Origin of the sequence: Micromonospora sp. NPDC002296, assembly GCF_040296145.1 — a bacterium.
In the GTDB taxonomy this organism is placed as follows: domain Bacteria; phylum Actinomycetota; class Actinomycetes; order Mycobacteriales; family Micromonosporaceae; genus Micromonospora.
In genome coordinates this window covers 98,081-120,873 of the sequence record NZ_JBEOWQ010000012.1, presented here as the reverse complement: position 1 = coordinate 120,873, position 22,793 = coordinate 98,081, and the positions used below count along the sequence as shown (strand labels likewise).

Genomic DNA, 22,793 nt, shown 5'->3' with positions numbered 1-22,793 from the left:
CACGAGGGTCTTCCTTCGTCCGGAGGCCTGTGCGCGAGGCCTGGATGGGCAGGTGTCGCAGACGGGGTCTGCGGCCAGCAGGTCTTCGGACTCGGGATCAACCGGACGGAGCGCCTTCCCAGACCGTTGGTCCAGTGGCGTCGTGCTCCGCCCGTCACCCTCACCGCTGCGCGTCAGTCCCGGACTCTCACCGGGTTCCCTGGCTCATGGCTGAGTTTGGCTGGCAGGACGAACGTAGCACCGCCGACCGACGGTGCCCGAGACGGGCTCTGGCACGATGGCGCCGTGACCGAGAGGACCCGCCGCGACCTGTGTCCCGGTCTGCTGCGCCCCTGGATCGCCGACGACGGCGCGCTCGTCCGGGTGCGCGTCCCCGGTGGCGCCGTGACGGTCGGGGCGCTCGGCGCACTCGTCCGGGTGGCGGGTGGGCACGGCGACGGCGCGGTCCACCTGACCAGCCGCGCCAACCTCCAGGTGCGCGGCATCGAGCACGACGACGGGTGCCTGCCGGACGCGGTCGTGGAAGCGATCATGGCAACCGGGCTCGTGCCGTCGACGTCGCACGAGCGGGTGCGCAACATCTTGGCCTCACCGCTCACCGGACGCAGCGGTGGCCGCGCCGACCTGCGTCCGGTGATCGCTGACCTCGACGCCCGGCTGTGCGCGGAGCCCCTGCTCGCCACGCTGGCCGGCCGGTTCCTGTTCGTGCTCGACGACGGCCGTGGCGACCTGGTCGAGCGCGACCTTGACCTCGGTCTCGTGGCGCTCGACGCGAGCACCGCGCAGCTGCGCGCCGGGACGGCCTGGGGACCGGTCGTCCCGCTGGGCGAGGCCGCTGCGGCACTGACGACACTCGCCGTACGGTTCGCCGGGCTCGCCGGTAGCGAACCGAGCTCCCCCTGGCACGTCGACGAGCTGCCCGGCTCCGGCGCGGCAGTGCTGGGCACCGTGCTCGATCGTGCCGCGGGGACCCGGGTGAACACGCCGCCGCTCCCGCTTGGCAGGATCGCGCAGGACGACGGCCGGGTCGCGCTGCACCTCGCGGTGCCCGACGGCCGGGTGGATGCTCGCCTCATGGACGAGGTCCGCGCCCTCGGTGCCGGCGACCTCGTCGTCACGCCACGGCGCACCCTGCTCGTCCCCGATCTGGAGAATGCATGACTCTCGCCCCACCGACGCGCCGCTACGACTACGTCACCGACGGCGCGGCGATCTACGCCGACTCGTTCGCCACCATCCGCGCCGAGGCCGACCTGACGCGCGTCCCGACCGACGCCGAGAGGGTCGCGGTGCGGATGATCCACGCGTGCGGGCAGACCGACCTGACGCGGGACCTGGTGATCCATCCCGGTCTCGTGACGGCGGCCCGGGCGGCGCTCGACGCGGGGGCGCCGATCCTGACGGACGCGCACATGGTCGCCGCCGGCGTCACCCGCGCCCGGCTGCCCCGCGACAACGAGGTCCGCTGCCTCCTGCGCGAGCCCGAGGTCCCGGCGCTCGCCCGCGCGTGGGGCACGACCCGGTCCGCCGCGGCGGTGTCCCTGTGGGCCGAGCACATCGAGGGTGCCGTCGTCGCGTTCGGCAACGCCCCCACCGCCCTGTTCCACCTGCTGGAGATGCTGCGTGACGGCGCACCGCGGCCGGCCGCGATCATCGGCACGCCGGTGGGTTTCATCGGTGCGGCCGAGTCCAAGCAGGCGCTCATCGACCTCGCCGCCGACGCACCCGGGCTCGACGTGCCGTATCTCGTGGTGACCGGGCGTCGCGGCGGCTCGGCGCTGGCCGCCTCGGCGCTCAACGCCCTGGCCCAGGAGGCGGAGTGAGCGGCCGGCTGTTCGGCGTCGGGGTCGGCCCGGGGGATCCCGAGCTGGTCACGCTGAAGGCCGCCCGGCTGATCGGCGCGGCGGACGTCGTCGCCTACCACCAGGGGGTCGGCAAGCAGTCCAACGCGCGCCGCATCGCCGCCGGCCTGCTCCCGGACGACGTGATCGAGGAGGCGCTGGTCTACCCGGTGACGACGCAGACCACCGACCACCCGGGCGGGTACGCCGGCGCGATGGCGGACTTCTACGCCGAGTGCGGCGAGCGGCTCCGCGCGCACCTGAGGGCGGGCCGCGACGTCGTCGTGCTGGCCGAGGGCGACCCGATGCTCTACGGCTCGTTCATGTACCTGCACGACCGGCTCGCGGACGAGTTCGAGACACAGGTCGTCGCAGGCGTGCCCGCCTTCGCGGCCGCCACGGCCACGACCGCCCTGCCCCTGGTCCGGCAGACCGACGTGCTGACCGTGCTGCCCGGCACGCTTCCCGAGCCGGAGCTGGCCCGGCGCCTCGCCGACACCGACGGCGCCGTGATCATGAAGCTCGGCCGCACGTTCGCCAAGGTCCGCTCGGCGCTCGAACAGGCCGGACGCGTCGAGGGTTCCTGGTACGTCGAGCGGGCGTCGATGGACGCCCAGCGGGTGCTCCCGGTCGCCGACGTGGACCCCGAGACGGTGCCGTACTTCTCGATCGTCCTGGTCCCCGGCGACACCCGTCCCGGTGTGGCGCGCTACGACCGCCCGGCGAGTGAGGTCACCGAGCCCGCCGCCGACGCCGAGGTCGTCGTCGTGGGCCTCGGTCCCGGTCCCGACCGGTGGCTCTCCCCCGAGGCGTCGCAGGTGCTCGCGGAGGTCGGCCACGTCATCGGCTACGGACCGTATGTCCAGCGCGTTCCGCAGCGCCCGGGCCTGGTGCGGCACGCGTCCGGCAACACGGTCGAGGTGGACCGGGCCCGCGACGCGCTCGAACTGGCGCTCGCCGGTGAGCGCGTCGCGGTCGTCTCCGGCGGCGACGCGGGCATCTTCGGCATGGCGTCGGCGGTGTTCGAGGCCGCGGAGGACCCGCGCTACGCGGACGTCGCCGTGCGTGTCGTGCCCGGAATCTCTGCCGTCCAGGCGGTCGCGGCACGCGCCGGCGCCCCCATCGGCGCCGACTTCGCCGTGATGAGCCTGTCGGACCGGCTCAAGCCCTGGGACGTCGTGGTGAAGCGGCTGCGCGCCGTCGCCGAGGCGGACCTCGTGCTCGCCCTCTACAACCCGCGCTCGCGCTCGCGCACCGAGCAGGTCGCGCAGGCCCGAGCGGTGCTGCTGGAGCACAAGTCGCCCGAGACCGTCGTAGTCGTGGGTCGCGACGTCGGCCGCGCCGGGGAGAGCCTCACCGTGACGACGCTGGGCGAGCTCGACCCCGAGACCATCGACATGAAGTGCCTGCTGCTCGTGGGCGCCTCGTCGACGCGCGTCACCGCGGCCGGCCGCGTCTGGAGCCCGCGCTCTGTCGCCTAGTCAGCCGCGGGTGCGACGTTCGCGGCCGGCGGCGTACAGGAACGACTCACCGCCGCGGACGTCGGGAGCCAGCGCGGGGCCGACCAGGATGACCGCGGCCTGGCGCAGGCCCGCGGCCTCGACCTGGTCGCCGATGTCGGCCAGTGTGCCGCGCAGGACGAGCTGATCCGGCTGCGTCGCCTTGGACACGACGACGACCGGGCACCCGTCGCCGTAGTGCTGGGCCAGCTCGGCGGCCAGCTCACGGCTGCGAGTGATGGCCAGGTGCAGGGCCAGGGTCGCGCCGGTCGCGGCGAACGCGGCGAGCTGCTCCCCCGGCGGCATGACCGTGGAACGGGCCTGAGCGCGGGTGAGCACGACCGACTGGGCGAGCTCGGGGACGGTCAGCTCGGCGCCGACGATCGCCGCGGCAGCCGCGTAGGCGGGCACACCGGGCGTGACGTCCCACGGGACCTGCGCCGCGTCGAGCCGGCGCGCCTGCTCATGTACCGCGGAGTACAGCGACGGGTCGCCCGAGCACAGCCGCACGACCTCCAGCCCGTCGGCGTGCGCCTGCACCAGGTGGGCGGTGATCTCGTCCAGGTCGAGGTGCTGGGTGTCGACCAGCCGGGTGTCGTCGCGGCAGTGGCCGAGCACGTCGGCGTCGAGGTAGGTGCCCGCGTACAGGCACACGTCCGCAGCCTCGAGCAGGCGCACCGCGCGCAGCGTGAGCAGGTCGGCGGCACCGGGTCCGGCCCCGACGAAATGGACGGTCATGACTCTCCCTTGGTGACGGTCCACTGGCTGACGGCACGCGCGGGCGTCCAGCCGGTGAAGCTGCCGAGCGGCTCGGCGCGCTCGACGTGCAGGCGGACGAGCTCGCCGCCACGGCGACGGTACCGCTCGATCAGCACCGCCTCGGTCTCGGCCGTGACACCGTGGACGACGAGCCGGCCACCGGTGCCGAGCGCGTCCCAGCACGCTTCGAGCACGCCGGGGACGGTCGCTCCACCGCCGACGAACACCGCGTCAGGGCGCTCGAGACCGGCCAGGGCGTCGGGTGCCGAGCCCTCGACGAGACGCAGGCCGGGAACGCCGAGCGTGGCGGCGTTGCGACGCACGAGCGCGGCGCGGTCGGCGCGGGACTCGATCGCGATCGTCCGCGCCGTCGGCCACGCACGCATCCACTCCACGCCGATCGAGCCGCTGCCGGCGCCGACGTCCCACAGCAGTTGACCGGGAGCGGGCGCGAGCCGGGCCAGGGCGCTGGCGCGCAGGTCGCGCTTGGTGATCTGCCCGGCGTGCTCGAACGCGTCGTCGGGGAGCACCCCGCCCGCGGCCCAGCCCGGTCCGGTGCCCCGGATTTCGGCGGCCAGGACGTTCAGCCGGGGCACGTCCACGACGTTCCACGAAGCCGCGGTCGACTCGGCACGCGACTCACCCGCGGCGCCGAGGTCGCCGAGCACGGCCAGCCTGGACTCTCCCCAGCCAAGTCCGGTGAGCAGCGCGGCGACGGCGGCCGGCGTCGTCTCGTCGCTGGAGAGCACGAGCAGCCGCCGCCCGGGGGCGAGCGCGGGGACGACGAGGCGCACGTCGCGGCCGACCAGGCTCACCGTCGTGACGGACTCCGCCGGCCACCCGAGACGTGCCCGAGCGAGCGCCACGGAGGAGACCGCGGGCACGATCGTCACCCGTTCCGGGCCCAGGATGTCCAGCAGCGTCGTGCCGACGCCCGACACGAGCGGATCGCCCGACGCCAACACCACGACGGGCCTGCGCGCGGCACCCAGCAGGCCCGGCAGACTCTCACGCAGCGGCGACGGCCACGCGACGCGCTCCTGGCCATCGACCGGCGGCACCGCATCGAGGTGCCGGGCCCCGCCGAGCAGCGTCGCAGCCCCGTGCACCAGCGTCCGGGACGGCTCCGGCAGGCCCGCCCAGCCGTCGGCCCCGAGCCCGACAACGGTCACCTGCGCCTCCATGGTTGCACCCTAGCCCGGTCCGCCCGGCCGCCGGACCGCTGCCTGGGCCGTCAGGACGGCGTCTAGGGTGATGCGAAGGTTCGAGGTGCCCCACGGCCGATGGCCACGGGGAGAATCTGGGAAGCCGGTGAGAATCCGGCACAGGGCCCGCTGCGGTGACTCAGGCACAGACCTGGGAAGTCCGAAGACCGGCCTCGATCCGAGCCGCGACGCGTCCGCGTCGTGGACGGTCATGGCAGATCGAGCGGGAGCCCTATATGCCAGCGCAGTACCCCTTTTGTGCCGTCGTCGGCTCCGACGACATGACTCTCGCCCTCACCCTGGTAGCGATCGATCCGCTCATCGGCGGCGTCCTGGTCCGCGGGGAGAAGGGCACCGCCAAGACCACCACCGTGCGCGGCCTCGCCGAGGTGCTGCCGTTGGTACGGACGTATGCGGGCGACCGGTTCTCGGTCGACCCGGACGATTCCCTGGCGGTCTGCCCCGACGGGCCCGTCGACGCGTCCACGCCCGTCGTGGAGCGGCCGGTGCGGCTCGTCGAGCTGCCCGTCGGTGCGAGCGACGACCGGGTGACGGGCTCCCTCAAGCTCGACGTGGCGCTGCGCGACGGCGTGGTGGCGTTCGAGCCGGGCCTGCTCGCCCGAGCCCACCGCGGCCTGCTCTACGTCGACGAGGTCAACCTGCTGCACGACCACCTCGTCGATCTGCTGCTCGACGCGGCGGCGACCGGCCGGGTCAGCGTGGAGCGCGACGGCTTCTCAGTCGAGCACGCCTCCCGGTTCGTGCTGATCGGCACGATGAACCCCGAGGAGGGCGAGCTGCGCCCGCAGCTGCTCGACCGGTTCGGCCTGACCGTCGAGGTCGCCGCACCGCGCGACCCCTCCCTGCGGGTGGAGGTCGTGCGTCGCCGGCTGGCGTTCGACGCCGACCCGGAGGGCTTCACCGCACGCTGGGCCGACGAGCAGGACGCCCTGCGCGCGCGGCTGGTGGCAGCCCGGCGGCTCGTGCCGGACGTCGTGCTCGACGACCGGACGCTGACGACCATCGCCGAGGTGTGCGCCGCGTTCGACGTCGACGGCCTGCGCGCGGACCTCGTCACCGCCCGCACCGCCGCGGCGCACGCCGCCTGGCAGGGACGCGCGCACGTGACCCGCGAGGACGTCCGCGTCGCCGCCCGTCTCGCGTTGCCGCACCGCCGGCGCCGCAACCCGTTCGACGAGCCCGGCCTGGACGAGGACCGGCTCGACGACCTGCTGGGCAACGACGACCCGGACCCCGGACCGGACGGGCCCGACGACGGGCCCGGTGGTCCCGGCGGCGGGCCGCCGGACGACGCCCCGCAGGACGGCCGGTCCCGGGACGTCCACGACTCCCCCGCCGGAGGATCGCCCGCGCCGGACAACGCGCCGCAGCCTGCCGTTGCCGGATCGGTCGCGTCCGCCGGTGAGCCGGCACGCGCCCGCCTGCTCGTCGTACGGGGCACCGGCGAAGGCCAGGCCGGCCGCCGGTCCCGGGCACGCACCCCTCAGGGCCGGGTCGTCGGGCAGCAGCGCGGATCGTCCGTCGCCGGCCGCCTGCACCTGCCGGGCACCATCACCGAGGCGGCACCGCACCAGCGTTCCCGTGGTGGCTTGGTCGAGGGCCGCGGTCTCGTCTTCGCCCCGGGCGACCTGCGCCGCGCAGAAACCGTCGGGCGGGAGTCGAACCTCGTCCTGCTGTGCGTCGACGCGTCCGGCTCGATGGCCGCGCGACGCCGCATGGAGCAGGTCAAGACCGCCGTGCTCGCGCTGCTGCTGGACGCCTACCGCCGCCGGGACAAGGTCGCGCTGGTGACGTTCCGCCAGCGCACCGCCGACGTCGCCCTGCCGCCGACCGGGTCCGTCGATGTCGCCTCCCGGCGCCTGGCCGACCTGCCGGCCGGCGGGCGTACGCCGCTCGCCGAGGGCCTGGAGCGCTCCGCGGAGGTGCTGCGCCGCGAGGCGCTGCGCGACCCGTCCCGCCGGCCGCTGCTGGTCGTGGTGACCGACGGCCGGGCAACCTTCGGGCCGGACGCGCTCGGTCGTGCCCACCGCGCCGCGACGCACCTGGCCGCTTCCGGCGTGCAGAGCGTCGTGGTCGACTGCGAGACCGGACGGTTCCGGCTCGGCCTTGCCGCGCAGCTGGCCGCATACCTACAGGCCGAGCACGTGCCGCTCGGTGAGGTGACCGCCGAGGGGCTCACCGGCGTCGTCCGCACGGCGACCGCGCCGCGCGAGGGGGTGGCCTGATGCCGCAGGGCAAGCCGCTGGTCGTCCCGGACGACGGCATCAGCACCCGCGCACGGCGCAACCGCCCGCTGCTGATGGTCCACACCGGCAACGGCAAGGGCAAGTCGACCGCTGCCTTCGGCCTGGCGATACGCGCCTGGAACCAGGGCTGGGACATCGGGGTCTTCCAGTTCGTCAAGTCGGCCAAGTGGCGCATCGGGGAGCAGACGGTGCTCGAACGGCTCGGCCGCCTGCACGAGGAGACCGGCGAGGGCGGGCCCGTCGAGTGGCACAAGATGGGCTCGGGGTGGTCCTGGAGCCGCAAGGGCGGCACCGAGGCGGACCATGCCGCTGACGCCGCCGAGGGCTGGGCGGAGGTGAAGCGGCGCATCCAGGCCGAGCGGCACCAGCTGTACGTCCTGGACGAGTTCACCTACCCGATGCAGTGGGGCTGGGTCGACGTCGACGACGTCGTGGAGACACTCGCCAACCGTCCTGGCCGCCAGCACGTCGTCGTCACCGGACGCCGCGCCGACCCCCGCCTCGTCGCGGCGGCCGACCTGGTGACCGAGATGCTGCACGTCAAGCACCCGATGGACGTCGGCCAGAAGGGTCAGCGAGGCATCGAGTGGTGAGGCTGCCACGCGTGCTGCTCGCGGCACCCGCCTCCGGCCACGGCAAGACCACGGTCGCGACCGGGCTCATGGCCGCGTTGGCCGCCCGCGGGCATGCCGTCTCGGGGCACAAGGTCGGGCCCGACTACATCGACCCCGGCTACCACGCGCTGGCCACCGGGCGTCCGGGCCGCAACCTCGACCCGCATCTGACCGACCCCTCGCTCGTGGTCCCGCTGCTGCTGCACGGCGCCCAGGACGCGGACGTCGCGGTCGTCGAGGGGGTCATGGGCCTGTTCGACGGCCGCATCGGCGGCGACGGGTTCGCCTCCACCGCCCACGTCGCGACGCTCACCCGGACGCCGGTCGTCCTGGTCGTGGACATCTCACACGCCTCGCGCAGCGTGGGGGCAGTCGTGCACGGGATGGCGACGTTCCAGCCCGGCGTCACGATCGCGGGTGTCGTGCTCAACAAGGCCGGCTCCCCCCGCCACGCCTCCGAGGCGGCACGCGCGGTGGAGTCCGTCGGCGTCTCCGTGCTGGGGATCCTGCAGCGCGACGATGGGGTCAGCGCGCCTTCGCGCCATCTCGGGCTCGTCCCCGCAGCCGAGCGCGACGAAGCCGCCGCCTCGCTGGACAGACTGGCCGAGCAGGTCGCCCGCCACGTCGACCTCGACGCCGTGCTGGAGGTGGCGCACACCGCGCCCGACCTCGACTCCGAGCCGTGGGACCCGGCCGCGCACGTCCGCCCCTCCGGCACCGGGTCCCCGATCATCGCGGTCGCGGCCGGGCGTGCGTTCACCTTCCGGTACGCCGAGACGACCGAGCTGCTGCGGGCGGCGGGCTGCACCGTCGTGCCGTTCGACCCGGCCCGGGACGAGCGGCTTCCCGCCGGGACGCGCGGTCTGTATCTCGGCGGAGGTTTCCCCGAGATGCACGCGGCCGCGCTGAGCACCAACACGGCCCTGCGTGACGAGCTGCGTCAGGCTGTCCTCGACGGCATCCCGACGGTGGCCGAGTGCGCCGGACTGCTGTACCTGTGCCGCTCCGTCGACGGGCACCCCATGGTCGGGGCGCTCGACGCCGACGCGGTCATGACGCCCCGGCTCACCCTCGCGTACCGCCGGGCCGAACTCGGCTCGGACCAGCTCCTCGGCGCACGTGGAACCGGTGCCACGGCGCACGAGTTCCACCGCACCATGGTCACTCCCGTGCACGGCGAGCGTCCCGCGTGGACGCTGGAGGGCGGCGACGTCGGGTTCGCGGGCCCGACGCTCAGCGCGTCCTACCTGCACGTGCACTGGGCCGGGCACCCGCGAATGGCCCAGTCGTTCGCGGACGCGGTGCACCGGGCGGACGCGATCGCGGCACCCGGTGTGCCACGAACGCACGCCGTCGCCGTGCCGCTGGGTCCCGAACCGCCCGCGGCCCCGTCGCGCCACCACGGCGACGTCGAGCTGTCCGCCGGCCTGCTGGACCTGGCGGCCGACGTCGGCCAGCTCCCCCGCCCCGAGTGGCTCGAACGGGCGTTGCGCGACGCAATCGCGACCTCCGACACCTACCCCGAAGCCACCGCGGCTCACGTCGCTGTGGCGCGTCGCCACGGTCGTGACGAGTCCGAGGTGCTCGTCACGGCCGGCACCGCCGAGGCGTTCTTCCTGCTCGCCCGAGCACGTCCTTGGCGACGCCCGGTCGTCGTGCACCCCCAGTTCACCGAGCCCGACGTCGCGCTACGCGCCGCGGGCCACACCGTCACCCATGTCCTGTGCCGGACCGAGGACGACTTCGCCCTCGACCCCGACGCCGTCCCTGACGACGCGGACCTCGTCGTGGTGGGCAACCCCGCCGACCCGACCGGGCGCCTGCACACCGCCGCGACCCTGCGCGCCCTGTGCCGCCCCGGGCGCGTCGTCGTCGTGGACGAGACGTTCATGGGCTTCGTGCCGGGCGAGCCGCAGACCCTCACCTCGCACCGGCTACCCGGGCTGGTCGTGGTGCGAAGCCTGGCCGAGCTGTGGTCGATCCCCGGCATCCGCGCCGGGTACGTCGTGGGCGACGCCGCCGTGGTCGCCGACCTCCGGACCCAGCAACCGCCCTGGTCGGTCGGCACCCCGGCGCTGCATGCCGTCGTCGCGACCACCGGGCCGCAGGCCGAGGCCGAGGCGGGGCGCCGGGCCGCGCTGTGCGTGCGGCAGCGGCGCACGCTCGTGGACGGGCTGAGCGAGCTCGGCCTCACGGTCGCGGAGTCCAACGCCCCGTTCGTCCTCGCCCGTCTGGGCTCCGGGGCGCACGCGCGCCTCAGGGACGCGGGCGTGGCTGTGCGCCGGACCGACGTCTTCCCCGGTCTCGACGGCTCGTGGGCGCGCATCGCCGTCCGCGAGCCGGCCGCCACCCGCCATCTGCTCACCACGTTGGGACTCACCGTCGCATGGAACTGAACGTCACCGGTCGCAGCGTGCTCGTCCTCGACGGGGGCCCGCGCGCCATTGCCACGGTCGCTGCGCTGCTGCGTGAGGGTGCAGCTGTCACCGTCGCAGCGCCGACCGTGTGCGCCGCGCTGGAGGACCTCGCCCTCCGTCGGCGCCTGACCTGGGTCACGGCACCCGTGGACGAGGGCTGCTTCGATGTCGTGCTGCGGGCCGTCGCGCCCCCGACGACTGACGCACCCGCCCGGACGGGCCGGGCCGGTCATGTCACGCTGGTCGGCGCAGGCCCCGGGGACCCCGGTCTGGTCACCGTCGCCGGACGTGCGGCCATCGAACAGGCCGACGTGATCATCGCCGACCGGCTCGCGTCGTGGGAGGCGCTGGCGTGGGCCCGCCCGGAGGCCGAGGTCGTCGACGTCGCGAAGATCCCCTACGGGCGAAGCACCAGCCAGGAGGCGATCAACGGTCTCCTCGTAGAGCACGCCCGCGCCGGGCGTCACGTCGTGCGGCTCAAGGGCGGCGACTCCTACGTGTTCGGCCGCGGCTTCGAGGAGGTTGCCGCGTGCGCCGACGCCGGGGTCGCCACCACCGTGGTGCCCGGCGTGACGTCCAGCGTCGCGGGCCCCGAGCTCGCCGGCATTCCGGTCACCCACCGCGGACTCGTCCAGGGCTTCACCGTCGTCTCCGGCCACGTACCGCCGGGCCACCCCGATTCGTCGATCGACTACCCGGCCCTCGCCCGCTCCGGCACCACGATCGTGGTGCTCATGGGCGTGCGTACCCTTCCTGCCATCGTCGAAGCGCTCATCGCCGCCGACCTGGACGAGGGCACGCCGTGCGCGGTCGTGGCGGACGCCAGCCTGGCCAGCCAGCAGGTCGTCCGCAGCACCCTCGCCCACATCGTCGCCGACACCGCCGCGGCCGGCATCGGCGCCCCGGCCGTCGCGGTCATCGGTCACGTGGCCGCGCTGGAGCCGGGTCCTGCGCGGACGGTCGTGACAGTCGCCGCACCGTTTCCCGCTTGAATACCTGCTATGGTCGTCCCACCTTGCTGAAGGAAGCCGGTGCGATCCCGGCGCAGTCGCGCTACTGTGACGCCGCTTGCGGCGAAGCCAGACCCTCCAGCCAGGTGAACATTCATCGACGGGACGCAGAATTCCCAAGGAGTGTCATGTCTCAGGCAACCACGGCCGCTCCGGCCGCCGTTCCCACCATCCCCGTGCGCGAGCTCGCCCCCTGGGCGCTGTTCTTCGCGCTGCTCACCGCCGTCGTCCTGTTCTTCGTGGGCGCCGAGCAGGGAGCATTCTCCGTCTTCGAGGGCACCGCCGTCCACGAGTTGGTGCACGACGCACGACACGTCCTGGGCTACCCCTGCCACTGACGCTCGCGCGTCCGCCGTCCGGTCGGCCGGATTCTTCTTCCTCTCGCTCCCGGCCCGCCGGCGGCTCGTGCTGCCCGCAGCCGGCTCTCGAACGGACCCTCGATGGCCCCTCGTACCTTCCTCGTACACGGCCTGCTGGCCGGCCTGATCGCCGGCTTCGCAGCCTTCCTCGTCGCCTACGTCGTCGCTGAGCCTCAGATCGACACCGCCATCGCCCTGGAGGAGGCGGGCTCGGCCGAAGACGGGCACACGCACGACGACGCGACCGCCGAGCAATCCCACAGCCACGGTGAGGAGGCCGAGGTCTCCCGCGACACGCAGTCGACGTGGGGCCTGGCAACCGGCACCATCCTGCTGGGCGCGGTTCTCGGCGGCGCCACGGGGCTCGCTGCCGCGTTCGCCGTCGGGCGTCTGGGCAGGCTCTCCGCACGAGCCTCCACCGCGGTGGTGGCCGGCGTCGGCTTCGTCGCCACGGGGCTGGTGCCGTTCTTCAAGTACCCCGCCACGCCGCCGGCGGTGGGCTCGGGCGACACGATCGGCGAGCGGACCGCCCTGTACTTCGGCTTCTGGGCGCTGAGCCTCGTCGCGGCGATCGGCGCCGTGCTCCTGGCCCGGCGGGTCCTGCCCCGGCTGGGCGTGTACGCCGCGGTGTTGGTCGGTGCCGCCGCGTACCTCGTGGTGGTCGTGATCGCCGGCGCCGTCCTGCCGACGGTCAACGAGGTCGGCGACTTCCCGGCCGACACGCTCTGGTACTTCCGCCGCTCGTCGGTCGTGACCCTGGCCGCGACGTGGACCGTCCTCGGCTTCGTGCTGACCGGCCTGGTCGGACGTGACGCGGACCGAGCCGCCGAGCGGCTGCGCCGCCAGGAACTGGCCGCCACGCTCTGAGCCGCCCCTGGCCGCAGCCGCGCACCACCCGCGCGGCTGCGGTCAGCGTGCCGACAGCGCCCGCACCCAGGCCAGCGCGGCGTCGACGTCGCGGACGACCCGGACACCGCCCGGCGGGCCGGCTCGGCGGACGACGACCACCGGCATCGCCCGCTCGGCGGCGACCTCGAGCTTCGCGACGGTGTGGTCACCGCCGGAGTCCTTCGTCACCAGGACGTCCGCGTCCGCCATCACCTGCCGCTCGTGCTCGATCGTGTACGGTCCACGGCTGCGCAGCAGCATCCAGGGGGCCGGCAGGCGGATGTCCGGCTCGTCCACCACGCGCACGAGGCACGCGTGGCGGCGCAGCGGCTCGACGAAGCGTCCGAGCGACTGCCGCCCGACGGTGAGGAACGGCCGTTCCCCCAGTCCTGCCGCCACTCGGGCGGCTTCGTCGTGGTCGCCGACCCAGTGCCAGCCGGACGCCTCAGGCCGTCCGGCCCAGCCGGGCCGCTCCAGGCGGAGCAGCGGAACGCCGACCGCCGGGCACGCCGCAGCCGCGTTGGCGCTGATCCTCTCCGCGAACGGGTGCGTCGCGTCGACGACAGCACCCACCCCGGCCCCCTCCAGGTACGTCGTCAGCCCCTCGATCCCTCCGAAGCCACCGACACGCACCCCTCCGACCGGCAGCCGCGGACGCGCGACACGTCCCGCAAGCGAGGTCACGACTTCGGCACCGTCCTCGACGAGCGCGGCCGCCAGCGCGCGGGCCTCCCCCGTCCCGCCGAGCACGAGGATCCTCACGCGTGAGGTCCGATCGCCGGGACGGTGGGAACGCCATGCCCGGCCAGGCCCAGCAACGCGTCGACATCGAGATGCTTCCTGCCCGCGTCAGGGGTCGTGCCCGTCACCAAGAACCGGGCGGTACGGCGAGCCTGTGCGTCCACCGCTCCAGTATCGCTTCCCGTCTGCCCGGCGGACCGGCGGGCCCGAAATTCTCCGAGCCGTCCCTCGTTGCCTTCCCTGCCCGGACCTGGGCGTCAGGGTGGGTGAGACCAACGGCGCAGGGCAAGCAGCCCGCCGGGGGAAGGATGCATGCTCATTCGATGATGACCCATCGAAGGACATTGCTGGCGGCAGCGCTTCGTCGATCGCCGGAGTTGCCACGGTGCCGCCACTTGCGAGCCACCACTACCTCCGCTACACAGGGGTCAGTGGGGGAAAGCGCCGCTACGACGACCAATGTGATCCACCAACATGGATGGAGGAGCCTCGATGGCGTTGATCCCGGCGGCGGGCGGCGGTTGTGGCGAGTCGTCGACGCCCGCACCGTCGACCCGGTCTCCGGGGCCGGCCAATTCAGACGTCGAGTGGGACAGCTTCGACCCCCAGGCGTACGTCCGGCACAACTACGCGGTGCTGCGTGCCGACGATCGTGAGCTCCTCCGCCGGACCAGGGACTTCTTCGCTGAGACGACACTCTCCGACGCGTGCTGTGTCGACGTCGGGTCGGGGGCGAACCTCTACCCGGCGCTGTCGCTGCTGCCGATCGCGCGCACGCTCGACCTGTGTGAATGGTCGGCGTCGAACGTGCGCTGGCTGAGCACGCAGATCGCCGGCTACGACGAGCTCTGGGACCCGTACTGGCAGGTGTGCGCGGAGCACCCGGCGTACTCGGCGGTGACCGACCCCCGGGGCCGGTTGGCTCAGGTGGGCCGGGTGCTGCGGGCCAGTGTCTTCGACCTGCCCAGGCGCGCCTGGGACGCCGGCACGATGTTCTTCGTGGCCTGTTCCATATCGGCCGACCAGGCGGAGGCCGAGCACGCCATCGGCAGCTTCCTGCGCGCGCTGCGGCCCGGCTCGCCCTTCGTCGTGGCGGTCATGCTCGGTTCCCGGGGCTACCACGTCGGCGAGCACCTGTTCCCGGCCGTGGCGCTGCACCACGCCGAGGTGGTGGCCAGCATCGCGACCAGCGCGTACGACCTGGACGTCCACGAGGTCCGGCCCCGGACGCCGCTGCGGGACGGATACCTGAGCATGCTGCTGGCCACCGGCCGCAGCCGCGGTTAGGGCATCGCGTCAGTCGCCGGTATTCGTCCGGCGGGCGCCGACGGGCCAGAGGATCGTGATCGGGATGCCCTGCTGCCGCGCCCAGTCGACGGTCCGGTCGGTCGCCGCCGCGTGGCAGCCCGGATCACCGTCCCAGACCGCCACGAGTCGCTGCACCCGTCGCACCAGCTCCCGGTTGGCGGCCACGTAGGCGGCCGTGCCGGAGCGGTCGTAGCCGGGGTGGACCACCGCCGCCGCCCGGGCGAGCAGCTCGTCGAAGGTCGCTCGGTTCTCCGGGGCGATCACGGCGGTGCGGTAGTCGCGGGCGGGTACGATCACCTCGTACGTGCCGCCCATGTCCAGCAGCGTGCGCGCGAAGACCTGGTCGGCGCCGGCGGCCAGGCAGGTGACGCCGTGCACCGGACGGTCGCTGATCCGGCGCAACTCGGTGCGGAGCGCGTCGGCGACGAGCAACTCGGTGTCGCGGGTCAGGTTGATGTGCCCGGCTATGCCGACGCGCACCGGTGCGGGTTCAGTCGGCATCCCTCGGTCCTTCCCGCTGCTCGGGCACCTCGGGCGCCAGCCGGATCAGCTCGAACCCGCTGTCGGAGAGCACGTCGGGCAGGGCCCGGATCTCCGCGCGGTTCTGCTCCTGGACGTCGAGGGGCAGCTCGTCCCAGGGCCGCAGGGCGGGATGCCGTCGCCGGACGTCGTCGCGGAACTCGCCGTGCGTCCAGCCCTCCCCGCGCCGTTCCCGGCACCACCGTTCGTGCTCGAGGCGGGCGAGTTCCTCGATCCGGTCGTCGATGGCCTCTCCGGCGGCGAAAGCGTCGCCGGTGCCGCCCCGCCGGGGCGCCACGACGCACCCGAGGTTACGCAGCTTGGCGGCGATGTCCTGGACGTGGGCCCGGTTGGCCCGTCGCAGCGACTCGGGCAGTCGCGACCAGCCCACCATCGCCGGCGCGCCGCCGGGGCGCACCCCGGCGCGCTGCTGTGCCTGGAGGTACCGCTCGTGGATCAGCCGGGCCAGCCGCTCGGTGAGGTCCTCGGCGATCAGCCGGGCATCGCAGGCGTGAGTCAACACCGGATAGAGGCGGAGCTTGCCGTGCACTTCGTCGAGCAGATCGTGGCGAGCATCGCCGTGGAAGGCGGCGGCAAGCGCTGCCTGCCGGTAGACCGGTACGAAGACCGAACTCTCCGCGCTCTGCCAGAGGGCGGGCGTGTCCAGCACGAACTGCAGCCCGTTGGTCTCGTCCGGGGCGCAGATGTAGATGCGGTCGTAGCGGCGGCGGTCGAGCCGGTCGAACCTCGCGAGCCGGTCGAGCTCCAGATCGTACGCGGTGATCTCGCAGGCGGCGGTCAGGAACGGATAGCGTGACGACACGGCGGCGAGTTCGGTGCTGGCGTCCGGGGCCGCCAGGTCCACCCGCAGCGGGGGCGGCAGGTGGCCGGCCGGGGTGTCGGCCAGGCGTGCCCGCCAGTGCCGGGCGGTTTCCACCAGGAGGGTCCGGCGGAAGCTGCCGGTGCCGGCGATGAGCACCCTGGCGGGCCGGCCCCTGGGGCGCGGCAGCGGGTGGTGTCGGTGCAGTGCGCGGGCCGCGACGTCGTCGACGTGGAAGTAGTCCAGCCGCAGCCGGCTGAATCCGACGGCGCCGAGTCGTCGGGCCTGCAGGGACAGGCACATCTCGGAGTCGTGGACCAGTACGTAGACGCGGGGTGGTTGCCGGCGGTCCTGGATGAGGCGGCTGGCGGTGTTGGCGATCGCGTGGTTGCGGTCGTCGTCCTCGCTGCACACGTAGACGGTGTGGGCCCGGGACAGGCCGGCGCCGCGCAACACCGCGGGGCTGGCCGGGTCGCCGATGACACCGAGATAGCGGCGTAGGCGGTACTCCAGCGGTCCGAACGGTACGGAGCGCACCACGACCACGCGTTCGCCGTCGGCGAAGAGCCGGTCGGCGAGCATGTGGGCGAACTGGGAGTCGCCGCAGACCAGGACGTGGTTGCGGGCCCGCCGGGCCCGCAGGCGGCGGCTCTCGGCGGCCAGCAGCAGCCGGCTTGCCTCCGCCACGGCGAGCAGGGTGAACAGCGGGGCGGCGAACCGCGCGACCTGCAGCTGCCACGGGTAGGGCCCGGCGTCCTGGAAGGGTTCGGCGCCGAGAACGAAGAGCTGCAAATCGTAGTAGAACACGTCGTACGGATTGTGCGCGGTGTCAGGCCGGGACTCAAGCAGGCGCTCGAAGCCGACGTAGCCGAGGATGAAGGCGCCCAGTCCGATGAATCCGAATACGACTCGCAGCCACCATACGGCCAGGCGGGACGAGCCAGCGGCCGGGTCTGTCATGAGCCACATGGTATTTGACGGGATCGATACAACCGGGTTCGGCGCGTACAATCCGACGCCCCCGCCCTGTTCATCGGCGACGCCACCGACGCCGGCCGGGCGGTCGGTCTGGCCCGGTCACGGGAAGTCGTCGGGCCCGGTGTCAGGCAGCGCGGCAAGCAGTTGCCCGGCCAGCCGCCGTACGGTGCCGTCGTCCTCCTGGTGGGCGAGCCGCAGGAGCATGTCCCGGGTGCGGGTGTCGCCACAGTAGTGCCGGGTCAGCGCGAGCAGCGCGGTGCGCCGGATCTCCCAGTCGTTGTCGTCCGCCAGCCGTAGCAGCAGGTCCGGGTCGGCCAGCGTGGCTCCCAGCTGTTCCACGGCCCGACGCCGGACCTCGAGGGCCGGGTCGTCGCGGACCAACCCCACCAGCAGCACCCGGACCTCCGGGTCCGCCCCGAAGTGCGTGCCGAGCGCGGCGGCGATGCGTGCGCGGATCGCCGGGTCCTGGTCAGCCAGGCGGCGCATCAGCCGCAGGGTCACCGCCATGGATGCCGACCCCTGCTCGGTCAGGCAGCGCACCGCCGCGTCGAACACCGTGGGGTCGGTGTCCGACTCGACGCACTCCAGCAGCACGTCGGTCACCACATCGGGGCTCCCGTGTTTGCAGAGAGCCTGCACGGCGGCCAGTCGGATGCCGACGTAGCTGTCCCGGCGGGCCCGCCGGGACAGCGTCTCCACCAGGCCGTCGGTCTCGCCGTACCGGGCCAGCGCCTGGGCGGCGGCGCGCAGCACGTTCGGGTCCGGGTCCCGGCTCGCCTGTTCGGCCAGGCACGCCAGCACCTCAGGGTCGGGCGGGTCGGCGAGGCGGGCCAGGCGGAGGGTGACCCGCAACCGGACGATCGGGTCCCGCTCCTGGGAGGCGCGGCTGATGAGCAGATCACGGGTCGCGTCGCCGCGCGGCGAACGGGCGGTGAGCAGGTCGACCGCGGCGAGCCGGACGCCGGCGGTCGGATCGCGGCGAGCTCGTTCCAGCAGCAGTTCTCCGGTGCGGTGGTCCGGGTACGCCTCGGCCAGCGCGCGTACCGCGGCGAGGCGAACCGTCGCGTCCTCGTCGGCACGAGCCGCGTGCCTGGCCACGTTCCATCCGGTGTCGTCGGCGCGGTCCCGGTCGATCAGTGCGGCCACGGCGGCGGCCCGCACCGCGGCGTCCTCGTCCTGCTCGATCCGATCGATCAGCCGGGCTCGGCAGTGCCCCTCCGGGTCGGTTACGAGCGCCAGCCGCTGCACGGCCACCGCGCGGATCCGCGCGGAGGTGTCGGAGCAGGCCAGCTTCAGCAACAGCTCGGTGCTCCCCGGGCCGGCCCGCCCGGGCAGCAGCTCGGTCACCACGCAACGCCGCACCTCGTCCGGGGCGTCGCCGGTCACCCGCTGCAGCGCCCCCGCGCGGGCGGTCTCGGCGTGATCCGGCAGGGACAGCAGCCCTTTCAGCGCGCACTGCACCACGCCGGGGTCGGTGTCGGTGGTCAGCAACCGCTGCAGTGTCCCAGCTGCGTCCGGCAGGGTGGCGCAGCGCGTGGCGAGCACTTCGGCGGCGGCCCGCCGCACCGCGGCGGCGGGGTCCTCGGTGGCCCTGGCCAGCACCTGGCGGGCGTCCTCGGCCAGCTCGGTCCGGCCGCCGAGGGACTGCACGGCCAACGCCCGCACCGCGACATCGGGTGAGTCGGCGAGGTCGCGCGGCACGTCGACGTAATCGACGTCGGTGCCGAAGTGCGCGACCAGCGCCCGTACGGCGGCCTGCCGTACCGCGGTGGAGACCTCGACCTGCGCCTGGGCGAGCAGCAGGTCCCGGCATCGGCGGCGGCTGCGGCCGGTGACGTCCGGCCGCCCGGCGGTCTCGGCCAGTCCCGCGACCAGGGTGAGGTGGGCCTGCCGCTCGCGGCCCTGCCCGAGCTCCCGGACCAGCAGTTGCGTCAACTGCTCGTCGGCGGTGGAGAGCACTGCGGCGATCCGGGTGGCGAACGCGGAGCCGGAGCGCCAACTGCTCCGCACCCCCCGACGGCGGTACCACTGCAGGAAGGCGTCGCGGCCGGGCCAGCCAGGCCCGAGCACGCGGATCGAGGAGAGCAGCTCCTGCTCGGTGAGTTCCACCAGGTTGGGGTCGTCGGCGGAGATGCCGTGTTCGATCAACCGCACGACCTGGCACAGCACCGCGTCGCCCGCGCCGGCCAGTTCGACGGGCTGCGCCGCCTCCGCCACGCACTGCGCGGCCAGCACCAGGTGCCAGGGCGGGCCGGTCAGATTCAGCGGTGGCCAGGGCTGGTTCGCCTCGGTGGCGAGCAGGGTGACCAGATCGTTGGCGGCCCGGGCGGGCAGGGCGCTGGCGACCAGCCGGAGCACCTCCCGCCAGGACGGATCGGCCCAGTGCTCGCGGAACAGCGCGCGCAGTTGGTCGAGGCCCCAGGCGTCCGGATCGTGCTCGAACCTGTCCACGATCTCCTCAGCGCAGAAGAACTCCAGGAACGTGCGGTGCACGAACCCGAACAGCCGCAATCCGTACCGTTCCAGGATGAAGCTTCGCTGCCGCAATTGGTCGATCATCGAGTAGGCCAGGGTGAACGCCCGCTCGTTGTCAAAACCATAGAAGGCGACGAGGTGATCCCGGAAGATGCGCGCCAATTCGTCGGATTCGACGTAGTTTCCGGCCGGACCCGACCCCCGGAACTGCATCCGATACGCCAGGTGGCGCACCAGCCGGCGCTTCGCCTGCAGATCCAGCTGCGGCACGTCGCCGTGACTCTCCCGCAGTTGTTTGGTCACGTCCCACTCGGAGATCAGTACGTCGGTGACGTGCTCGTAGAGCCGGCGCCGGTTGCGGGGCAGCGGGCGGCCCCGGCCGACGATCGCCATGAGCATCAGCAGCAGTGGGTTGCCGGCGATCTCGTGCATCTCCCGGGAACTGTGCACCACGTCGAGAATCTGTCGCCGCTGCCGGTCCGCCTCCGCCGCCGGTGTGGGCATCACGTAGCGGTACCAGTTGCCGAGGAACCGGGCGATCCGCTCGTCGTCGAGATCCTCCAGGGTGAAGTGGTCGAAGCCGGCGTTGGCGAAGGTGTGCCGCAGGTATCCGGCCGCCCGCGAGGTCACAATCGTCCGCACCCCCGGGTACTCGCTGACGAACGCGCCGATCTGGGCGGCCACCTCCTCCCGCTGCGCCGGGTCGAACACCTCGTCCAGGCCGTCGAATAGGAACAGCGCCTGGCCTCCCTGGCGCAGGTACGCCTTCAGCACGTCCTGGTCGATCCCCCCGGCCAGTCCCTGCTGGTGGCGGTGGCCGACGTAGTCCAGCAGGCCGTCGCACCGCCCGTCGCCGCAGTGCGCGGCGTAGGACCGCAGTTCGATCAGGACGGGCAGGTATCCGTCCAGCGCCGCCAGCCGGGGCTCGGAGCATTCCCCGGCCAGCGCCAGCGCCAGGTACCGCGCGGCCGCCGACTTGCCGGAGCCGGGATCGCCGAGCAGCACGATCGACCGCCGACCCTGATCGCACACCACGTCGAACAACACCAGCGCGTCCTTGGCGGCGTACTCCTCCCAGAGCCGCTCGACCTCTTCCGGGTTGACCACCGCCGGCAGCCCGCGGGCGCTGCCGTCCGCGGCGGAGCCCGCCCAGCGCCACCAGGCCAGCGGCATTTCCGGCCGGGTGTCCTCGTGGACCCGGGGTTCCACGAACACCTCCGACAACCCGACCGTGAGGTAGCCGATGGTGGGGCGGGGCGAGACCGCGTCCAGCGGAACGGCCTGGTATCTCAGCGCCAGCTGCTTGTAGTACTGGCTGCGCACGGCCTCCGGCAGGTGGGTGTCCGGGTCGGCGGGCTCGCGGGCCGGGGACCGCCCGCTACGCACCTCGGCCAGTGCCACGGTCACCTTGGCGGCGAGGTCGTCCACCGAAGAGAAGAAGGCACAGAGGTGGCGCTCCTTGAGCTCCCGACGCAGCGCGACGACCTGCTGCCAGTCAGCGTCCCGGTCGATCATGTGAACCGGCCAGGGCGTGTCCTCCGCGAGCAGGAAGATCAGGCAGGGTTTGCCGGCGGCGAGGGCCTCGCGGTACTCCAGTTCGGTGATGGAGGACCCCTGGCCGGGCGGGCGGAACCCGTACCGCCAGGCGAACAGCCCCACGTAGAGATCGCACCGGCGCACGTCGGTCAGGCAGCGTTCCAGCGGCGGCCGGACGTCCGCGCTGTACGCCTCCATGGCCACGTCCTCGATTTCCAGACGGCGGGCCACGACGTGGACGGCAGCGCGATATTCCAGCAGGTCTTTTTGGGTGGCCGAAATGTAGACCTTCATGGGACGGCAAACTCCAGGGAGTGGCTGGCGACCGCACTATTTAAAATATCAGTTGCTGTCACATCCTTCTGACCCGCGAATTCTCGTCACCTCTACCGCTTGGGAATCCCATCAACCGTGGGCCTATGATGGCCGCCAGGACAGTTACGGATCCGGGCAAGCCGAATCCCGTGCTCGGAGGAGTTCCGGCAAATCCACACAAATCCGTGTCGGTGCGGGTCACGACGGCGGGCATCAATCATCATGGGACCGCAGTCCGCGGGCGACTGCGGACCGGTGGCGGCAATGCGGAGGAAGCCATGCTCACGGTGGGTGAGGTGCACACCAGCCTGCTGCAGCACAGCACGGCACTGTCCCAGGAGCAGAGCTCCGAGGTGCTGAGCCTGATCGAGGGCGAGATGGTGCTGACCTCTCGGCGCCCGTCGCTCTACGCGGTGTCACCGGACGTCCGCACCGGGGTGGACTGCTGGCTGCCCAGCGCCAGACAGCGCCAGCTTCGCGGGGTGGGCGCGGTGGTCACCCGGGCCATCATCACCGGCGGCCGGATCGTACAGGCGTCCTCGGTCATCCAGGTCGTCGACGGAAAGCGCCGCCAGCCCTGGTCGCACTACCTGGCCAATCCCGGTGTCCTGGAGACGGTCGGCAAGTTGGACGCCGCGGACCTGATCGCGGGCTTCCTGCACGGCAACAACGCGGACGTGCTCAACCTCGAGGCGATCACCGGCCGGGTGATCGACGGCGTGCAGATGTCCGACCTGCTGGACCGGCGCCCGCCGCTGCGCGCGGCGCGTACCCGGCTGCGCTGGACCACGCGGGTCGACCAGGGGCCGGACCGAGAGGTCTCGGCGGTGATCACCGTGGACTCCCCCACGCTGCGTACGGTCGAACTCGTGGTCGACCCGCAGGACGTGCCGGCCGCCGTGGCCGGCCTCTGCGAGGATCTCGCGCTGCACGACTGGCTACTCACCATGCTCTCCTCCCTGGTGGAGGCCGCGGTCGCCCGGCCGGCCGCCGGGCAGGAGCACATCGAGCGGCTGCGCCCGGTGCTGGAACACCTGCTTCACCTGTGGCTCCCGGGCGCCCGGGTCCACCCGCGGCTGCGGCCGATCTGGGACCGGCTGGAGCAGGTGCCCGGTTTCAGCCGGCAGTGGAAGTCGTCGGTCAACTGGATCCGGGACCAGATCAGCGTCAGCAACATGACCCTGCTGCGCGACCTGGCCGACCGGATGGCGGTCAACCAGCCCTGCCGGCGCTGAACGCGCC

Annotated in this window: 17 protein-coding genes and 3 riboswitches; of the genes, 11 read left to right on the top strand and 6 right to left on the bottom strand. The window is 73.2% G+C overall.

The genetic code is table 11. From position 1 onward, the window contains the following. Positions 1-59: 59 nt before the first annotated feature. A riboswitch (cobalamin riboswitch) is annotated at positions 60-240 on the bottom strand. A 45-nt stretch (positions 241-285) separates the two neighbouring features. From ABT023_RS12960 to ABT023_RS12950, 3 genes are read left to right on the top strand one after another with little or no spacing between them, the layout of a single operon-like run. Continuing rightward, a complete protein-coding gene (locus tag ABT023_RS12960; RefSeq protein WP_350884782.1) occupies positions 286-1,161 on the top strand; it encodes a ferredoxin-like domain-containing protein in 876 nt (291 codons plus the stop codon). After that, on the top strand, positions 1,158-1,823 hold the full coding sequence (locus ABT023_RS12955; protein ID WP_350884780.1) for a precorrin-8X methylmutase: 666 nt from the start codon (positions 1,158-1,160) through the stop codon (positions 1,821-1,823). Before ABT023_RS12960 ends, ABT023_RS12955 begins: the two co-directional genes overlap by 4 nt. Continuing rightward, positions 1,820-3,322, top strand: coding sequence for a precorrin-2 C(20)-methyltransferase (locus ABT023_RS12950; RefSeq protein ID WP_350884778.1), 1,503 nt, complete (start codon positions 1,820-1,822; stop codon positions 3,320-3,322). The genes ABT023_RS12955 and ABT023_RS12950 overlap by 4 nt, the downstream gene beginning before the upstream one ends. Here the strand turns inward: ABT023_RS12950 and cobM are convergent, their stop codons facing one another. Then, on the bottom strand, positions 3,323-4,078 hold the full coding sequence (gene cobM / locus ABT023_RS12945) for a precorrin-4 C(11)-methyltransferase (RefSeq protein ID WP_350884776.1): 756 nt from the start codon (positions 4,076-4,078) through the stop codon (positions 3,323-3,325). Continuing rightward, positions 4,075-5,283: a precorrin-6y C5,15-methyltransferase (decarboxylating) subunit CbiE gene (gene cbiE, locus ABT023_RS12940; protein WP_350884774.1), complete on the bottom strand. Its 1,209-nt coding sequence runs from the start codon at positions 5,281-5,283 to the stop codon at positions 4,075-4,077. The genes cobM and cbiE overlap by 4 nt, the downstream gene beginning before the upstream one ends. Positions 5,284-5,349: 66 nt before the next feature. Then, positions 5,350-5,494, top strand: a riboswitch (cobalamin riboswitch). 46 nt (positions 5,495-5,540) lie between these two features. Between cbiE and ABT023_RS12935 the strand changes: the two genes are divergently transcribed. From ABT023_RS12935 to ABT023_RS12905, 6 genes are all read left to right on the top strand, one after another. Further along, a complete protein-coding gene (locus ABT023_RS12935; protein WP_350884772.1) occupies positions 5,541-7,550 on the top strand; it encodes a VWA domain-containing protein in 2,010 nt (669 codons plus the stop codon). Then, positions 7,550-8,164 carry a cob(I)yrinic acid a,c-diamide adenosyltransferase gene (gene cobO, locus ABT023_RS12930; protein ID WP_350884770.1) on the top strand — a complete coding sequence of 205 codons (615 nt, stop codon included), beginning with the start codon at positions 7,550-7,552 and terminating at the stop codon, positions 8,162-8,164. Before ABT023_RS12935 ends, cobO begins: the two co-directional genes overlap by 1 nt. Next, a complete protein-coding gene (gene cobBC, locus ABT023_RS29115; RefSeq protein WP_502890660.1) occupies positions 8,158-10,581 on the top strand; it encodes a bifunctional hydrogenobyrinic acid a,c-diamide synthase/histidinol phosphate aminotransferase CobBC in 2,424 nt (807 codons plus the stop codon). Before cobO ends, cobBC begins: the two co-directional genes overlap by 7 nt. Beyond that, positions 10,572-11,594 (top strand): uroporphyrinogen-III C-methyltransferase, encoded by a 1,023-nt coding sequence (cobA, locus tag ABT023_RS12915; protein WP_350884768.1) that lies wholly within the window; start codon positions 10,572-10,574, stop codon positions 11,592-11,594. Before cobBC ends, cobA begins: the two co-directional genes overlap by 10 nt. Positions 11,595-11,613: 19 nt before the next feature. After that, positions 11,614-11,701: riboswitch (adenosylcobalamin (AdoCbl) riboswitch) on the top strand. Between the two features lie 39 nt (positions 11,702-11,740). Beyond that, positions 11,741-11,950, top strand: a complete 210-nt coding sequence (locus tag ABT023_RS12910; RefSeq protein ID WP_350884765.1) for a CbtB domain-containing protein — start codon at positions 11,741-11,743, stop codon at positions 11,948-11,950. Positions 11,951-12,052: 102 nt separating this feature from the next. Further along, positions 12,053-12,838 (top strand): CbtA family protein, encoded by a 786-nt coding sequence (locus ABT023_RS12905; RefSeq protein ID WP_350884763.1) that lies wholly within the window; start codon positions 12,053-12,055, stop codon positions 12,836-12,838. Between the two features lie 42 nt (positions 12,839-12,880). On the opposite strand, the gene ABT023_RS12900 is transcribed toward ABT023_RS12905, so the two are convergent. After that, on the bottom strand, positions 12,881-13,621 hold the full coding sequence (locus ABT023_RS12900; RefSeq protein WP_350884761.1) for a cobalt-precorrin-6A reductase: 741 nt from the start codon (positions 13,619-13,621) through the stop codon (positions 12,881-12,883). A 471-nt stretch (positions 13,622-14,092) separates the two neighbouring features. On the opposite strand from ABT023_RS12900, the gene ABT023_RS12895 reads away from it, so the two are divergent. Beyond that, positions 14,093-14,887 (top strand): SCO2525 family SAM-dependent methyltransferase, encoded by a 795-nt coding sequence (locus ABT023_RS12895; RefSeq protein ID WP_350884759.1) that lies wholly within the window; start codon positions 14,093-14,095, stop codon positions 14,885-14,887. A gap of 9 nt (positions 14,888-14,896) precedes the next feature. Here ABT023_RS12895 and ABT023_RS12890 read toward each other — a convergent pair whose 3' ends face one another. The 3 genes from ABT023_RS12890 to ABT023_RS12880 all read right to left on the bottom strand — a co-directional run bounded on the left by ABT023_RS12890 (position 14,897) and on the right by ABT023_RS12880 (position 21,530). Then, positions 14,897-15,409, bottom strand: coding sequence for a hypothetical protein (locus tag ABT023_RS12890; RefSeq protein ID WP_350884757.1), 513 nt, complete (start codon positions 15,407-15,409; stop codon positions 14,897-14,899). Continuing rightward, positions 15,399-17,207: a RyR domain-containing protein gene (locus ABT023_RS12885; protein WP_350884754.1), complete on the bottom strand. Its 1,809-nt coding sequence runs from the start codon at positions 17,205-17,207 to the stop codon at positions 15,399-15,401. The genes ABT023_RS12890 and ABT023_RS12885 overlap by 11 nt, the downstream gene beginning before the upstream one ends. A gap of 117 nt (positions 17,208-17,324) precedes the next feature. Continuing rightward, positions 17,325-21,530, bottom strand: a complete 4,206-nt coding sequence (locus tag ABT023_RS12880) for a HEAT repeat domain-containing protein (RefSeq protein WP_350884752.1) — start codon at positions 21,528-21,530, stop codon at positions 17,325-17,327. A 299-nt stretch (positions 21,531-21,829) separates the two neighbouring features. Between ABT023_RS12880 and ABT023_RS12875 the strand changes: the two genes are divergently transcribed. After that, positions 21,830-22,786: an SCO2521 family protein gene (locus tag ABT023_RS12875; RefSeq protein WP_350884750.1), complete on the top strand. Its 957-nt coding sequence runs from the start codon at positions 21,830-21,832 to the stop codon at positions 22,784-22,786. The last annotated feature ends 7 nt before the right edge of the window (positions 22,787-22,793 follow it).

Bases quoted from the DNA above. Each gene is read 5' to 3' on its own strand.
- ABT023_RS12955 (WP_350884780.1), top strand. From the start codon at position 1,158: ATGACTCTCGCCCCACCGACGCGCCGCTACGACTACGTCACCGACGGC.
- cobM (WP_350884776.1), bottom strand. From the start codon at position 4,078: ATGACCGTCCATTTCGTCGGGGCCGGACCCGGTGCCGCCGACCTGCTC.
- cbiE (WP_350884774.1), bottom strand. From the start codon at position 5,283: ATGGAGGCGCAGGTGACCGTTGTCGGGCTCGGGGCCGACGGCTGGGCG.
- ABT023_RS12935 (WP_350884772.1), top strand. From the start codon at position 5,541: ATGCCAGCGCAGTACCCCTTTTGTGCCGTCGTCGGCTCCGACGACATG.
- cobO (WP_350884770.1), top strand. From the start codon at position 7,550: ATGCCGCAGGGCAAGCCGCTGGTCGTCCCGGACGACGGCATCAGCACC.
- cobA (WP_350884768.1), top strand. From the start codon at position 10,572: ATGGAACTGAACGTCACCGGTCGCAGCGTGCTCGTCCTCGACGGGGGC.
- ABT023_RS12910 (WP_350884765.1), top strand. From the start codon at position 11,741: ATGTCTCAGGCAACCACGGCCGCTCCGGCCGCCGTTCCCACCATCCCC.
- ABT023_RS12905 (WP_350884763.1), top strand. From the start codon at position 12,053: ATGGCCCCTCGTACCTTCCTCGTACACGGCCTGCTGGCCGGCCTGATC.
- ABT023_RS12895 (WP_350884759.1), top strand. From the start codon at position 14,093: ATGGCGTTGATCCCGGCGGCGGGCGGCGGTTGTGGCGAGTCGTCGACG.
- ABT023_RS12890 (WP_350884757.1), bottom strand. From the start codon at position 15,409: ATGCCGACTGAACCCGCACCGGTGCGCGTCGGCATAGCCGGGCACATC.
- ABT023_RS12885 (WP_350884754.1), bottom strand. From the start codon at position 17,207: ATGACAGACCCGGCCGCTGGCTCGTCCCGCCTGGCCGTATGGTGGCTG.
- ABT023_RS12880 (WP_350884752.1), bottom strand. From the start codon at position 21,530: ATGAAGGTCTACATTTCGGCCACCCAAAAAGACCTGCTGGAATATCGC.
- ABT023_RS12875 (WP_350884750.1), top strand. From the start codon at position 21,830: ATGCTCACGGTGGGTGAGGTGCACACCAGCCTGCTGCAGCACAGCACG.